The organism is Zobellia russellii, assembly GCF_044597075.1.
Classification (GTDB): domain Bacteria; phylum Bacteroidota; class Bacteroidia; order Flavobacteriales; family Flavobacteriaceae; genus Zobellia; species Zobellia russellii.
Genome location: NZ_CP139000.1, coordinates 2314976 through 2330698, shown reverse-complemented (window position 1 = coordinate 2330698; position 15723 = coordinate 2314976). Strand labels below are relative to the sequence as shown.

Annotated in this window: 8 protein-coding genes, 1 pseudogene and 1 riboswitch; of the genes and pseudogenes, 6 read left to right on the top strand and 3 right to left on the bottom strand. The window is 40.1% G+C overall.

Annotation, left to right across the window (positions count from 1 at the left end; translation table 11 throughout):
• The first annotated feature begins 104 nt into the window (after nt 1–104).
• The 6 genes and pseudogenes from SJY45_RS09430 to SJY45_RS09405 all read left to right on the top strand — a co-directional run bounded on the left by SJY45_RS09430 (nt 105) and on the right by SJY45_RS09405 (nt 11505).
• Entirely contained in the window at nt 105–962 is an 858-nt protein-coding gene (locus SJY45_RS09430) for a GLPGLI family protein (protein WP_400070290.1), read from the top strand.
• A 51-nt stretch (nt 963–1013) separates the two neighbouring features.
• Nucleotides 1014–3692 carry a carboxypeptidase regulatory-like domain-containing protein gene (locus tag SJY45_RS09425; protein ID WP_400070288.1) on the top strand — a complete coding sequence of 893 codons (2679 nt, stop codon included), beginning with the start codon at nt 1014–1016 and terminating at the stop codon, nt 3690–3692.
• Between the two features lie 299 nt (nt 3693–3991).
• A complete protein-coding gene (gene metK / locus SJY45_RS09420) occupies nt 3992–5248 on the top strand; it encodes a methionine adenosyltransferase (RefSeq protein ID WP_215911844.1) in 1257 nt (418 codons plus the stop codon).
• Between the two features lie 76 nt (nt 5249–5324).
• A riboswitch (SAM riboswitch) is annotated at nt 5325–5436 on the top strand.
• 125 nt (nt 5437–5561) lie between these two features.
• Nucleotides 5562–6836 carry an O-acetylhomoserine aminocarboxypropyltransferase/cysteine synthase family protein gene (locus SJY45_RS09415; protein ID WP_400074275.1) on the top strand — a complete coding sequence of 425 codons (1275 nt, stop codon included), beginning with the start codon at nt 5562–5564 and terminating at the stop codon, nt 6834–6836.
• A 74-nt stretch (nt 6837–6910) separates the two neighbouring features.
• Nucleotides 6911–10297 carry a bifunctional aspartate kinase/homoserine dehydrogenase I gene (thrA, locus tag SJY45_RS09410; protein ID WP_400074273.1) on the top strand — a complete coding sequence of 1129 codons (3387 nt, stop codon included), beginning with the start codon at nt 6911–6913 and terminating at the stop codon, nt 10295–10297.
• A gap of 37 nt (nt 10298–10334) precedes the next feature.
• Nucleotides 10335–11505, top strand: a pseudogene (locus SJY45_RS09405) (trans-sulfuration enzyme family protein).
• A gap of 73 nt (nt 11506–11578) precedes the next feature.
• Here SJY45_RS09405 and SJY45_RS09400 read toward each other — a convergent pair.
• The 3 genes from SJY45_RS09400 to SJY45_RS09390 all read right to left on the bottom strand — a co-directional run bounded on the left by SJY45_RS09400 (nt 11579) and on the right by SJY45_RS09390 (nt 15692).
• A complete protein-coding gene (locus tag SJY45_RS09400) occupies nt 11579–12292 on the bottom strand; it encodes a fibronectin type III domain-containing protein (RefSeq protein ID WP_400074271.1) in 714 nt (237 codons plus the stop codon).
• On the bottom strand, nt 12289–15030 hold the full coding sequence (locus SJY45_RS09395) for a T9SS type A sorting domain-containing protein (RefSeq protein ID WP_400074269.1): 2742 nt from the start codon (nt 15028–15030) through the stop codon (nt 12289–12291). The genes SJY45_RS09400 and SJY45_RS09395 overlap by 4 nt, the downstream gene beginning before the upstream one ends.
• Before the next feature lie 269 nt (nt 15031–15299).
• The gene (locus SJY45_RS09390) at nt 15300–15692 is read right to left on the bottom strand and encodes a nuclear transport factor 2 family protein (protein WP_400074267.1); all 393 of its coding nucleotides are present in this window, start codon (nt 15690–15692) and stop codon (nt 15300–15302) included.
• Nucleotides 15693–15723: the final 31 nt, after the last annotated feature.

The window sequence follows — 15723 nt, the reverse complement described above, 5'->3', positions numbered from 1 at the left end:
CACAATATGAAAAAAAATGCCAAGTTTCTTGATTTTCTTTTGGTTGTTCAATTAAACCAATTGGCATTATAACAGTCTTAAGGCCATATTAATTATCTGGTAGTATGAAAAGTAGACGGTTTATAGGGTTGGTATTTGTTTTGTTGTGTGGCAGCTTGTATGCCCAAGATTTTCAAGGAAAGGCAACTTATTTCAGTAAGACGCAGGTGAATATGGATTTTGGTAACAGGCAAATACCTGAGGACCGTAAGAAGGAGATGATGGAGCGTATAAAAAGGGCCAATGAAAAAACATTCGTTCTTAATTTTAACCAAACGGAATCTATCTATAAAGAGGAAGAACAGTTAGAGCAACCGGGAGGTAGGGATGGGGGCAGAGGACCTCGGTTTGGGGCTTTTTCTACATCAGGAGGCGATTTGTACAAGAATATTAAAGAAGGGAAATACTTAATCAAGAATGAGCTTTTGGGTAAGATATTCTTGATAGATGATGAATTGGAAAAACCGGATTGGGTGCTTGGTAGTGAAACTAGGCAAATAGGGAATTACACTGCTTTTAAGGCAACGGCTACAAAGACTATAAAACGCCCTAATATGCGGGCTATTTTTAGTAGACGAAATGATGATGATAAAAAAGAAGAGGCAAAAAGAGAAGAAGAATTTGAAATAAAAGAAGTGGAGATAGTAGCGTGGTATACACCAGAAATACCCGTTAACCAAGGTCCTTCTGAATACTGGGGGCTGCCGGGGCTTATCCTTGCCGTAAGCGATGATATAACAACTATAATCTGTTCCGAGATTACCTTGAATCCAAAAGAAAAGGTAGAAATAAAGGCGCCAAGTAAAGGGAAAAAAGTAACGCAGACAGAGTATGATAAAATCTCGCAGGAGAAAATGAAAGAGATGCGAGAAAACTTCAGAAACCGTGGTGGACGTGGGCGTGGAAATGGGCGTCCGCAATAACATTCCTATCTATTTTAAATTAAATACGTTTTCACTTCTAATACTAGAATAATGAGAAATGCATGGTTGCTTATTATGTTTCTTATGGTGGTCGCTATTGGCTTTTCCCAGGAAATTTCATTGACGGGTACGGTTAAGGACAGTTTGGGGACTGGTGTTGATATGGCCAATGTTATCGCCATAAATTCCGAAACCAAGGGCTTGGAATCTTATGTTATTACCAATCATGCAGGGCTATATAAATTAAAGCTGAAAACGGGCCATGAATATACCGTAAAAGTCAGTTACCTGGGATTTAAAACGGAATCATTCACCTTTACCGCTACCACCAATGATGCCGTTAAGGATATTGTTATGCAGGAGCAGGCGGCCCAGTTAGATGAGGTGGAGGTTACATATGAAATGCCGGTATCCGTAAAAGGGGACACCATTGTTTATGATACGGATGCTTTTGTTTCGGGTACTGAAAAAAAACTAAAGGATGTTCTTGAAAACCTTCCGGGCATTGAAATCAATGATGACGGGCAGATAGAAGTAGAAGGAAAGACCGTAAGCAAGGTTATGGTAGAGGGTAAGGATTTTTTTGATGGCGATTCTAAACTTGCCGTTGAAAATATTCCGGCCAACGCATTAAGTAAAGTTGAAGTACTACGGAACTTTAATGAGGTTTCCCAAATGAAAGGGCTTACCAATGATGATGATAATGTGGCTTTGAACATAAAATTAAAAGAAGGGAAAAAGAACTTTTGGTTTGGAGAGTTAACAGCGGGTTACGGTCCTGACGACAGGTATTTGGCACATCCTAAATTGTTTTATTATAGTCCAAAATACAGCATTAATATAATTACGGACCTCAACAATTTGGGAGAGGTTCCCTTTACTCGGAATGATTATAGAAATTTTACCGGTGGCTTCAGAAATATAAATTCTAGGGGCGGAAGTTCAATTGCAACAGGGGTAGATGGCCTTGGTCTTTCTACCGCTCAAAACAATAGGGCCAACGACATAGATACAAAATTTGCTGCGGCAAACTTCAGTTATGCACCAACCGAAAGTTTAGATTTAAGTGGCTTTGGAATTTACTCCTATACGGGAACCTTAATGAAATCTGAGCGAAATACCGCTTATATTGCTAGTAATGATGTGGAAAATGCAACCACTAATACAGATCAGACAGTACACCTTGGATTGGCAAAATTTAGTGCCAGGTATAAGCCCAATGCCAACTTTCAGTTAGATTATGATGCGCTATTGAAACAGTCCGATGATAATGAAGAGGTAGACGTACTTTCTATATCCAATATAACGGATGAAATATCCGAGGTGAAAAAACAAAAGCCTTTGGCGGTCAATCAAAACCTCAACCTCTACTATACACTTAACGAGAAGAACATCTTTGCTGTAGAGGCGCAGCATATGTATCAAGATGAAGACCCGTTCTATGAGGCAATCCGTAATGAATTTGCTTTCGTTGATATTTTTCCCGTTGATGAAACTCAGGATGTATACAATATAAACCAGACCAAAAATGTGGTCACCAATAAAGTGGATGCCAAGGTAGACTATTACCGTGTACTTGGAACAAAGAGCAACCTTAATTTAACCTTGGGAACCACCCAAAGCCACCAGAATTTTAATTCGGGAATTTTTCAGATTTTGGATAATGAGGAAACGTTGGATATGGATGGGAGCGACTTTGGCAATGAGGTTAGCTTTAATGTTTCGGACTTGTACTTAGGGCTACATTATAAGGTTATTTCTGGAATTTTCACTTTTAACCCGGGGCTTACTCTACATCAGTTTAATGTTACCAATGAACAATTGGGCACGGTGGTAGAGGATAACCTCACCGCTTTATTGCCAGATGTGTATATCAACGCTCAGTTGAAGAAATCGGAGAATTTGCGGTTCAACTATAGGGTAACCCGTTCCTTTACGGATGTGAGTAACTTTGCTCAAGGGTACGTGCTCAATAACTACAATTCGCTCTATAATGGTAATAGGGATTTAGAAAGTGCCCTCAACCACAATCTTTCGCTGAACTTCTTTAGTTTCAATATGTTCAATCTTACCAATATTTTTGCGAATGTGGCCTATACCAAAAGAATAGATGCATTAAAAAGTAGTGCGGATATCATTGGAATAAATAGGGTAAGTAGTACTATCAACTCTAATTTTGAAGATGAATCTTTATCCGCCAGCGGAAATTATGAGCGTACTTTTGGAAAGGTAAAAGCTTCCGTAAGGGGTAATGTGGGTTGGTCTACTACCAATAATTTAATAGACGGTCAGCAACGCATGTCTAATTCGTTTACGCAAAACTATACGGGTGCGCTTAGTACTAATTTTAAGAATGCACCCAATTTAGAGTTGGGATACAGGTATACGATAAACAATTACGAAAACGGAAATTTAGAAACTACATTTTATACCAGTAGACCGTATGCCCGTTTTGATGCCTCTTTTCTTAAAAACTTTATTTTTAATGTGGATTATGATTTTTATAATTACACGGATAAGGACAATACTATTGACAATACATATAGTTTCTTGGAATCTACCCTAACGTATCAGAAGCAGGGTAGCCGATGGGAATATGGAATTAAAGGCACCAATTTATTGAATACCACTACGCTTAACCGTGACAGTACCAATGATTTATTCTTTACTACGCAGGTTTACTATGTGCAGCCACGCTACCTGCTATTATCGTTAAAATATGATTTGTAAGGGTTGATAAAACCGTGCAAAGAGCATGGTATTTACAAAAGGAAATAATAAATAACACGATATTAATATTTTGATCTGAACATTTTTTATACTTTTGCGTCCTAATTAAATTAAAGAGGAGGGATTTGACTGATTGCAACCTCTGTTTTAAACCTGTTTGAATTGCCAATTTAAGATTGGTTTTTGCCAAGCGGGATTGTAGAACAAAAAAATGCTAAAGCAGTTGATGTTGAAAATTTTCACATCATACTTCTTCCGGCATTCTTTCAAATCCTTTTTAGAAAAAATAAAAGTTTGTTATGCCATATTTGTTTACCTCCGAATCTGTTAGTGAAGGACACCCTGATAAAGTTGCCGATCAAATAAGCGATGCCTTGCTGGACCACTTTTTGGCTTTTGATCCAGAAAGTAAAGTTGCTTGTGAAACCTTGGTAACTACGGGTCAGGTTGTTTTGGCCGGTGAGGTTAAGAGTGATACTTATCTAGATGTTCAGACCATTGCTAGAGATGTAATTAATGCTATTGGTTATACTAAGGGCGAATATCAGTTTAGTGGAGATTCTTGTGGAGTTATTTCGTTAATTCATGAGCAATCGCAAGATATTAGTCAAGGTGTAGATCGTGGCGAGAAAGAGCAACAAGGAGCTGGTGATCAAGGTATGATGTTCGGTTATGCTACCAAGGAAACGGAAAACTACATGCCGTTGGCTTTGGATATTTCGCATAAAATTCTTCAGAATTTGGCGGAGTTGCGTAGGGAAGGTAGAATCATAGATTATTTACGTCCCGATGCCAAATCGCAAGTTACTATTGAGTATTCAGATGATAATGTGCCGCAACGTATAGATACTATTGTTATATCTACACAACACGATGCTTTTCATAATGATGATGAGGTAATGTTGGCAAAAATCAAAGAAGACCTTGTAGAGATTTTAATCCCAAGAGTGGTAGAGCAATTGCCAAAAGCTATTCAGGATTTATTTGATGATAAAATAAAATACCACATCAATCCAACTGGGAAATTTGTAATCGGTGGTCCTCATGGGGATACCGGACTTACAGGAAGAAAAATTATAGTAGATACTTACGGAGGTAAAGGTGCTCACGGTGGTGGGGCTTTTAGTGGAAAAGACCCGAGTAAAGTAGATAGAAGTGCGGCCTATGCAGCGCGCCACATTGCTAAGAATTTAGTAGCGGCAGGTGTTGCGGACGAGATGTTGGTACAGGTAAGTTACGCCATTGGCGTGGTTGAGCCTACCTCTATTTATGTAGATACCTACGGAACGTCTAATGTAGACCTTACGGATGGTGAAATTGCCCAAAAGACCAAAGCCCTTTTTGATATGCGTCCGTTTGCTATTGAAGAGCGACTAAAGTTGCGAAATCCTATTTATTTGGAATCTGCGGCATATGGCCATATGGGTAAAGAACCAAGAATGATCAAGAAAGTTTTTGAATCGCCATATAACGGTCGTATCGAAAAAGAAGTGGAATTGTTCACTTGGGAGAAGTTGGATATGGTAGGTGAGGTGAAAAAAGCGTTTAATTTGTAAATTTTTCAAAAATGTTGGTGAATTTAAATTCACCAACTATATATTTGTAGTTCCAAAAGTTCAAACACGTATTGAATAGTTATCAAGAAAGGTGGAGGGAATAGACCCTTTGAAACCTTAGCAACCCTTTGCCACCTGTGCAGAGAAGGTGCTACATTCTATCTCTATAAAAATGAGACAGATAACAAATCAGATTACTCATACTAATCTTTTACTTTCTTATAACTTTTTTGATATTCTACCTAGCATCGGATTTTCGGTTCAAGGTATAGGGCTTTTAATTATTTTAAATAACAATTAAAAATCAAAGATTATGAGTGATCAAAAATTCTCAACCAACGCATTACATGCCGGACATGACCCCGCACAAACAGGTGGTACACGTGCCGTGCCTATTTATCAAACATCCTCGTATGTGTTTAACGATACGGACCATGCCGCCAATTTATTTTCATTGGCAGAACTTGGTTTTATCTATACACGATTGAACAACCCTACCAATCAAATTCTTCAAGAGCGTTTAGCAGCTGTTGAAGGCGGAGTAGGAGCGGTAGTTTTCGCTTCGGGAACTTCAGCTATTTCAACGGGTTTATTAACGTTATTGAAAGCGGGAGACCATATTGTAGCTTCCAGTAGTTTGTATGGCGGTACCTTTAACTTGTTGAATGTTACCTTGCCAAGGTTGGGAATCACCACTACTTTTGTTGATGCTTCCGATCCGGAAAATTTTGGTAAAGCAGTTCAGGATAACACCAGGGCTGTTTTTGTAGAATCTCTGGGTAACCCTAAATTAGATGTGCTTGATTTGAAAGCCATTTCAAAACAGGCCAAAGCTGCTCAGGTTCCTTTTATTGTTGATAACACAGTGGCTTCACCTGCACTTTTAAACCCTATTGAGCACGGTGCTAACTTGGTAATTCACTCACTTACTAAATATATTGGCGGTCAAGGTACTTCTTTGGGTGGCGCTATTATTGATGCCGGAACTTTTGATTGGACCAACGGGAAATTCCCGGAATTTACAGAACCTTCTGCTGGATACCACGGTTTAGTGTATAGCGAAGCTTTAGGTGCCGCGGCCTTTACTTTTAAATTGATTTTAGAAGGATTGCGTGATTTTGGTGGAGCTTTGAGTCCGTTTAATGCTTTCCAGATTATACAAGGTTTGGAAACTTTGAATGTACGTATAAAACAACACAGTGCAAATGCACTTGAATTGGCTACTTGGTTAGAAGGAAGAGAAGAAGTGGCATGGGTAAACTATCCAGGTCTTAAGAGTAGTAAATACTACGATCTTGCTCAAGAATATTTGCCAAAAGGTCAAAGCGGATTGGTAACATTTGGAATTAAAGGTGGTTTTGAGGCTGCTAAAAAAGTTACGGATGCTACAAAAGTTTTCTCTTTGTTGGCCAATATTGGCGATACTAAATCATTGATCATTCACCCGGCCAGTACCACGCACCAACAGTTAAATGAGGAGCAATTGGCAGGCGCAGGTGTAGGTCAGGATTTAATTCGTTTGTCCGTTGGTTTGGAAGATATTGAGGACTTAAAGGCCGATTTGGAAAACGCATTCGCAGCACTTTAATCAATATAAATTTTCTGTTAGAAATTAATAAGGCCTGACCTGTTTAAGTAGAGGTCAGGTCTAACATATATCGTATGCTTCATCATTTGAAATTAGCAAACTATACCACGATCAGTGGGGTAACTCAAGATATTGAGCTGTCTTATCAATTGTTCGGTCAAGAATTGCACACGGCGCCCATAGTTCAGGTAAACCATGCCTTAACCGGTAACAGTAATGTTACGGGAGATGAGGGCTGGTGGTCCGCACTTATTGGAGAGGGCAAGTGTATCGATACCAAAAAATATACAATCCTATCGTTCAATATTCCCGGCAACGGATATGATAAATTTGTGATCGATAATTACAAGGATTTCGTGGCAGGAGACATCGCAAGGATTTTTCTGTTAGGACTTCAAAAGCTTGAAATCAAGAAATTGTTCGCTCTTTTGGGCGGGTCTTTAGGAGGTGGTATTGCTTGGGAAATGGCAGCCATAAACCCAAAGATTATGGATCATCTTATTCCTGTGGCATCAGACTGGAAATCTACGGATTGGTTGATTGGTAATTGCCAAATTCAGGAGCAGTTTTTGGTGAATAGTAAGCAACCGGTTCACGATGCACGCATGCATGCCATGTTGTGTTACCGTACGCCGGAATCTTTCAAGGACCGTTTTAAAAGAAGTACCAATGAGGAACTTCAGGTTTTTAACGTAGAGAGTTGGTTAATGCACCATGGTGAAAAATTACAGGAACGTTTTCAGCTTTCGGCCTATAAATTAATGAACCAATTGCTCAAGACTATTGATGTCATGAGAAATGGGGAGCAGAATTTTATAGATCTGCAAAATAGTGACGCCAATATTCATATTATTGGGGTAGATTCTGATCTGTTCTTTACTGCAAAAGAGAACAAGGAAACTTTTAAACGTTTGGCACAGGCCAATGGAAATGTAACCTATGGCGAAGTGCATTCGCTTCACGGTCATGATGCCTTTTTGATAGAGTTTGATCAGATGGAGCGGTTATTGGAACCCGTTTTCAGTAGAAACGGAAAGTCAAAGAACGCAAAGGTTTTAAAGTTTGGAGGAAAATCTCTTTCCAACGGAGAAGGGTTGGAGCGTGTTTTGGATATTGTTTGCAACAAAGTAAATGAAGGCGAAAATATTGCCGTAGTTCTTTCTGCCCGTGCAAAGGCAACCGATCAATTGGAAGCCATTTTGGAAAAGGCGGCAAAGGGAGAAAATTACTATAAAGATTTTGAGGCTTTTGAAAAATACCAAAAGCATACCTTCAAGAATGTGAACCTTTCGGCGGAGTTCAAGGATTTAGCTAAATTGCTAGAGGGCGTTTCACTTTTAGGTGATTACAGCTTGAAAATTAAAGACCAATTACTTGCTTTTGGAGAATTGATCTCTGCCAAATTGGTAACTAAATTACTTATAGGAAAAGGGTTGAATGCTGTAATGCTGGACTCTAGGGAATTGATTAAAACCGATTCTAATTTTGGTGATGCTTCAGTAAACGAGGCGTTGTCTAAGGAAAATGTTATTCGCAGTTTTGCAAAACTAGATGCAGATGCTGTGCCCATTATTACAGGTTTTATCGCGTCCAATGAAAATGGGGAAACCACTACTTTGGGAAGGAACGGTAGTAACTATTCCGCGGCCTTGTTTGCCAATTTCTTGAATGCGGAGGAGCTTCAGAATTTTACGCACGTAGATGGTATTTATACTGCAAATCCTGATTTGGTTTCGGATGCTAAGCGTATTTCCCATCTTTCTTATGGTGAGGCAAACGAATTGGCCAACTTTGGGGCTACTATTTTACATGCTAAGACCATCATTCCTTTAATAGAAAAGAACATTCCGCTTCGTATTTTAAATACGTTCAATAATGATAATGAAGGTACGTTGATCAGTGCCAAAACCAAAGAAGGAGGTATAAAATCCCTATCCGTTATTGAGAATGTATCCATGATCAATGTAGAGGGAAGAGGACTTTTAGGAAAGGTAGGGGTAGATGCCCGTATTTTTAGTGCACTTCAGAAAAGCAATATTAGTGTAAGTATTATTTCTCAAGGGTCATCTGAACGGGGTATTGGCTTGGTAGTAAATGCTGACCGTGCTTTAGATGCTAAAAGAGCGTTGGACAGAGAGTTTGAGAGTGATTATGAGTCCAAGGATATTAATATGATTACGGTCTTGGACGAGGTTTCCGTGATCTCTATCGTGGGTCAGGATTTAAGTACCTTTCATAGACCTTATAATGCTTTGATAAAAAATCAGATTGCACCTTTGCTTTTCAATAATACCGTATCTGGTAAGAATGTGAGTCTGGTACTCAGAAAATCTGATTTGAACAAGGCATTGAACGTAATGCACGGACAGATTTTTGGCATAAGCCGAAAAGTAAATCTTGCAGTTTTCGGTCATGGAAATGTTGGTGGAACGCTAATCGACCAGATTCTAAAATCTACAAAGACCATTCAAAAACGAAAAGGAATTGATCTAAAGGTTTTTGCCGTAGCCAACTCAAGAAAGATACTATTAAATAAAAAAGGAATTCCAAAAAATTGGAAGGCTGCCATAGAAGACAAGGGTATTGCTTACAAGGTGGAGGATGTTATCACCTACGCCAAGGAAAATCATTTGGAAAACCTTATTGTAGTAGATAACACGGCAAATAGTGAGTTTGTGGCCCATTACTTTGAGTTTGTAGAAAACGGATTTGATATTGTTTCCTCCAATAAAATAGCGAATACACTTGGTTTTGATTATTACCAGTTGCTGCGTGAAGAATTGGATAAACATCAGAAGCAATATTTGTACGAAACCAATGTGGGCGCTGGTCTTCCTCTAATAGATACCATTCGTTTGTTGCACTTGTCCGGTGAAAACATTACGGGTATAAAAGGGGTGTTCTCAGGTTCGTTAAGCTATATTTTCAATACTTTTTCTGAGAGCGAAGAACCGTTTTCCAACATATTAAAGGCGGCAATGAAAAGTGGTTTTACGGAGCCGGACCCGCGTGAAGACCTTTCGGGGAATGACGTTGGTAGAAAATTATTGATTCTAGCCAGGGAATTGGATTTGAGCAATGAGTTTTCGGATATCAATATCGAAAATTTAATTCCGGAAGAATTAAGGGACGGAGACGTAAACCATTTTCTGGATAACCTAGATGTGGTAGATGCCAAATTCAACGAAATCAAAAAGAACCAAAAGCCGGGTCATGTCTTACGGTATGTGGGCGATTTACACGGAAACCTTCAGGAAGAAAAGGGAATTCTAGATGTAAAACTAGTATCCGTACCTAAGGAAAGTGCTTTGGGGCAGGTAAAAGGTTCTGATTCAATAATAGAAATATATACGGAATCCTATGGGGAGAACCCATTGGTGATTCAAGGAGCCGGTGCCGGAGCAGCGGTTACGGCAAGAGGGGTTTTCGGGGATATTCTCCGTATAGCCGAAAAAGGATAAATAAAGTAAAAGGGAAAGTTAGCTTTCATCAATTTATATGAACATGGAAAAGAAATTTGAGACAAACGCCATCCGAACGCAGTTGGAACGTACTAAAAACTTAGAGCACTCCGTACCTATGTACATGACCTCTAGTTTTGTGTTTGAAGATGCAGAAGATATGCGTGCGTCGTTTGCGGAGGAGAAAGAGCGGAATATTTACTCGCGCTATTCCAATCCCAATTCATTCTGAATTCATAGATAAGGTGTGCCAAATGGAAGGTGCCGAAAACGGTTTTGCCTTTGCATCGGGTATGGCCGCCGTATTTTCTACCTTGGCCGCACTTTTGGATAGTGGAGACCATGTGCTTTCTGCTCGTAGCATTTTTGGTTCGACTCATTCGCTGTTTACCAATTTCTTTCCAAAATGGAATATTGATCATACGTATTTTAAGATAGATGATTTAGATTCTGTTGAGGCTTTAATCACTCCAAAAACTAAAATTATTTATGCGGAAACACCTACGAATCCGGGTGTAGATGTTTTGGACTTGGAAGTATTGGGAAAGATTGCCAAAAAACATAAGTTGATTCTTGTAATCGATAACTGCTTTGCATCGCCTTATCTACAACAACCCATTAAGTTTGGCGCCGATTTGGTCATCCACTCGGGAACCAAATTAATGGACGGGCAAGGGCGTGTTCTTGCGGGTATTACGGTAGGTTCAAATGAATTGATAGATAAGGTATATCGTTTCTCTAGAATAACCGGTCCTGCATTATCGCCATTTAATGCGTGGGTACTTTCCAAAAGTTTGGAAACCTTGGCAGTTCGTGTGGACCGCCATTGCGAGAATGCGTTAAAATTGGCGGAGTTCTTAGAAGGACATGAAAAAGTGAATTGGGTAAGGTATCCGTTTTTAAAATCGCATCCCAAGCATGAAATTGCTAAAAAACAAATGAAAGCAGGTGGCTGTGTGGTTGCCTTTGAGGTAAAAGGTGGCGTAGAAGCTGGGCAGAAGTTTTTCGATTCTATTCAGATGTTATCCCTTTCCGCTAATTTGGGCGATGCACGTAGTATTGTTACGCATCCGGCATCAACCACTCATAGTAAGCTATCGGTAGAAGAACGTGCGGAAACGGGCGTTACGGACGGAATGGTACGCGTTTCCGTAGGGCTGGAGCACATAGATGATATCATTGCCGATATTTCTCAGGCGTTAGGGTAAAACGGATAATATAAGAATGCACAAAAAAACCAAAGTGTTCTACTTTGGTTTTTTTTATGCATTAGCATTAGTTCTATTTGGTCTTGAACTCAAAGACTGGCGATTGTGAACTGGAACCGTTTTCGTCGGTAGTGACCACTCTCCAATAGTAAGCAGTAGCAGGGCTAAGAGCAACATCGTCTATTTTTGAATCTGTTGTATTGGCGTGCAAGGTAACCGGTGGATTGGTAGTGTCTAAATACACTTCATAGGAAGCAATATCATTGTCAACATCACTTCCCTTCCAGCTTAGGGTAAGAGGTTGGTCTACATTGGCGCCCATGGTAGGTGTAAGAACTTCAGCGGGAAAAGGGGCATAGTTTTCATTACCTTCTCCGGCATTGTAAAACTTCCAAGTTTCGCTGGTTGCCGTATCAGTTGTTTCGTTTGATTTTGAGATAATGTTCCAAGAGTAGGGGGTGTTTCTAGAAATAGTCAAAGCAAGTGAATTGGTGGTTGCATCATTTTCGGTCGTTTCATTGGTCTCCAGATTTTTTAATGTCAAGGTGTAACTGTCCGTATGTGAAGAAGTATTCCATTTAAAGGTTACTTTGCTTTGGGCGGTAGAGATGATATCACCTTGGTTGCACTCTTCGTCTTTCTCGGGAAAAACCAGCACAGTGGCTTCGGGCGGTAGGCTCTCTGTGGGGGCCATGTTGTTTTTGTTCTCGTCATCACTACTGCTACAACTACAAAAGACGCTAAGAACAAGAAAAAGGGTGAATCGGAGGTGTGTATTGGATATCATTGTTTAACGATTTTAGCTTGGGAATTGATATTTTTTGCAGTGATGTTAAGGAAATAAATACCCGAACTTAGATTGGATGTGTCAACAGTGGCAGTTTGGTTACCTGCGGATTCGGTCTTGGTCAGTACAACTTTTCCCGTAGCCGAAATCAATTCAAGGGTAACTAAAGAATCCAGCGCATGGGAAAAAGCAACCGTTAGCTCATCTTTTACTTGATTGGGAAAGACGGTGACACCATCAAAAACACTAATAACCTCAGTATATTCACCTTGACAAAACTTATCCGCCTGAACGGAAAGTTTGTTTTGACCCTTGGAAAGGTCTAGCGTAATTTTATCTTGAGTAGTATGGGTGACGACCCCGTTTAGTTCAATGTTATAATTGTCACTGCCTTTCAAGCTTAGGGTAAGCTGGTTTGTACTGTTGTCTATCTTTGAGGATACGGACAAATCTTCCGGTTCGTCTATGGCTATAGCAAAACATTGTTCATAATTGGCATCGGCGGTAGTGGTAATACATAGCGTGTAAGTTCCCGCGCTTAAGTTGCTGAACAAGGCATCAGAAGTAAAATTCTTTTCTGTTCCGGTCTCCTTTATTTTTCCTTTAAATTGATATGAGGTAGCTGTGGAGCTTATAGAAATAGTTCCATCGTCACTATTGCTGCAAGATTCACCAGTTCCCTTTATCTTGAAATTATCGGCAGCTAAGCTAAAAACAGCACATCCCTTGGTGTCTACGCTGGTTCCTAACGGTGTTTCCGGACATTCATCATCGGCATTGTTTACACCGTCATTGTCTTTGTCATTAGGGTCAACTGCAATGCAGTCTTCACCAGGTAATCCGTAACAACCTAAGCCTGCGGCTCCATACAAAGGTTGCCAAGTAATGCCCGCTACCCATTGTTCACCTCCTTTTTCATACGCGCCAACATCAGGCTGATCGCCCGAAAATCCATCAGTTATTCCTGGAATATCCTTTCCTTGGTCAATGGCCGAAGTACCGTCGTTTAAAGTGAAATCACCATTGGCGACGTTCATGAATGCATCGGCTGGAACGACCAGATTATTTTGTTTGTCCGATTGTGGCTCCCAATTAGAATTGCTTCCAAGATTGTTCCATACCCGAACGTTAGAGAAGGCAGTTCCATCCTTGTGCCATGCACCCATCACTTCTGAACCGTTCCAAAGCGTATTGTTGAAAATATCAATGTCCGTTCCGTTCCAATTGATTTGTACGTTGGTCCATTCGGTATTCCAGACCACATTATGGTGAACTACAAAACCTGCGGCATCGTTATCCAAATAAATCCCGGCAGCTTTGTATTTCTTTCCACTGGAAGCCGTATCGTGAAACCAGTTATGGTGTATTTCCGTGGTGTACTGTGCTCCAACGGTATAGAAAAGGGCGCAATCATCCGCAATCAGGTTGCTTCGGGAGATATCATTATAGGCAAATTCATTGTTGGAACCATTGTACTGTACCGCATCTCTTCCTCCTCTAAAAACGGTATTATTTTTTACCAAACTGTTTTGGATGCCCCTAATGACCAAAGGACCATCGTACGAACCAAGAAAATTGCAGTCGTGAATATAATTGTCTAAAATTTGTTGGTTGTTGCCCCTAACGACCAATCCGGCTCCGGCATTAAATGCAATCTCACATTTTTCAACCCTATTGTTTGAACCTTGTACATGAATATTGGCATTGTTGGTGCGTGAGCTGTTGGTGATTCCTTGAGTATGATTGCCAAAAAAGGAGGTTACTCCATAGAGTAGGTTATTGGTAGTTTTGCTATTGGCATTGGATGCCCACCAAGTAGAGCTGTCTTCCATATTAATACTCCCCCCAAAAACGGCCAAGTTCTTTATTTCTATGTATTTTTTGTCCTTAAGGTTAATGGTTTCTAAACGGCGTCTCATCTTTACCTTGCCATCAATAGGAGCTTGACCTTTGGGAAGCTGAACGTACAGGGTGCTTGTGCTTTCATCAAAATACCACTCGTTTTCATAGTCTAAGGCACCTTTTACGCCCTCTAGATAAAAATCGCCTAAATCTGCTGGGGCATGAAAAGTTCTTACCCAAGTTTCATTGGTAGTGGTGGTATGGTCAAAATTTACCCGGCCGGAAGAACTGCCTGTAATCATTCTTTTCCATGCCAACCATCCGCTACCGGGCTTATCGCCATAGAACCAAAGTGCACCTCCGGTCCAGTCAATTCCCGGAATGGAAGCTTCTGCTAAATAAGCTCCGTTAATTACATCGCCGCTGCTTCCGCCCGTATTCCGGATGCTCCCCAGGGCAAAAGGGTCGGACTCTGTTTTGTTGGGCCATCGGGCCAAGTCCAGTGCGGTGGCATCGTTCATTACAAAGTTCTCTTGCCCTAAAGAAGTGAATGAGATGATGGTCTTGTAAATGGAGCCACTATCTTGATTCCAGCCAGATAATGCATCCATGGCCGTAATGATTACTTTTTCTCCGGGGAAGGATTGAAAAACAATAGGTTGGCCTGGACTCCCGGAATTAGCTGGAGTCAAGGTCTCTTGGTAGGTGCCCTCCCTAATGTATACAATATCTCCCGCCACAGCCTCACTTGCCGCTTTAGAAATGGTCAAATACGGGTTTTCCTGAGTGCCAGGATTTGAGTCGTCTCCATTTTTGGAAACATAGATGTCTCTTGAAAAAGTGGTTATACTTACAAGGAATACAATTAAAAAAAGGGAACGTTGTTTAGTTGACATTTGTTTGGATTTGAGCAGGTTAAACAATGGGTGTCTCACCAAATCTAATAGAATAGTGGTCTGCTTCAAATAGCAAATGATTAAATGGGTATAACAAATGAGTTTTTTTGGAGATAGTAAACTATTTGTCAAGTTTTTGATCAGTTGCCAATACTCTTATTTTAAGAAGGTATAGTTGCGATCTTAAAGTCTGAACCTAGGCTAAACTGATTAAAACTAAAAAAGCTTCCCGACTGGGAAGCTTTTTTGCCTTAACTCAACCGCGATTTTTATTTAGTCATGGCATCGGTAACCGTTTTACTGTCCACAATCTGTTCAAACTGGATTATTTTGCTATCGTTTAAAGTCCATAAGTGTGCTACTCGTGCTTCAAATCCTTTGCCTGTTTTTTTATAAACTCCGGTGTAATTACCAATAGCAATGACGGTATCCCCATCAGCTACATATTGTTTTGGGGTAAACTGGTAGTGAATCCATTCAGATCCTAATCTGGAAAATACACTTTTCGTAATCTCTTCTAGTCCTGTATAGGTACCTGCATATGGAAAGCCCTTGGCTTCTGTCCATTGAATATTTTTTGCAACATGCTTGGCTAAATTCTTTCCGTTTTCTTCGGAAGATTTGCCTTCGTAGGTGCTTTTTACGATTTCTAAATTTGTCATTTCATTTTTATTAAAAGAGCAACTTGACAAT

Bases quoted from the DNA above. Each gene is read 5' to 3' on its own strand.
- SJY45_RS09425 (WP_400070288.1), top strand. From the start codon at position 1,014: ATGAGAAATGCATGGTTGCTTATTATGTTTCTTATGGTGGTCGCTATT.
- SJY45_RS09430 (WP_400070290.1), top strand. From the start codon at position 105: ATGAAAAGTAGACGGTTTATAGGGTTGGTATTTGTTTTGTTGTGTGGC.
- SJY45_RS09390 (WP_400074267.1), bottom strand. From the start codon at position 15,692: ATGACAAATTTAGAAATCGTAAAAAGCACCTACGAAGGCAAATCTTCC.
- SJY45_RS09395 (WP_400074269.1), bottom strand. From the start codon at position 15,030: ATGTCAACTAAACAACGTTCCCTTTTTTTAATTGTATTCCTTGTAAGT.
- SJY45_RS09415 (WP_400074275.1), top strand. From the start codon at position 5,562: ATGAGTGATCAAAAATTCTCAACCAACGCATTACATGCCGGACATGAC.
- SJY45_RS09400 (WP_400074271.1), bottom strand. From the start codon at position 12,292: ATGATATCCAATACACACCTCCGATTCACCCTTTTTCTTGTTCTTAGC.
- thrA (WP_400074273.1), top strand. From the start codon at position 6,911: ATGCTTCATCATTTGAAATTAGCAAACTATACCACGATCAGTGGGGTA.
- metK (WP_215911844.1), top strand. From the start codon at position 3,992: ATGCCATATTTGTTTACCTCCGAATCTGTTAGTGAAGGACACCCTGAT.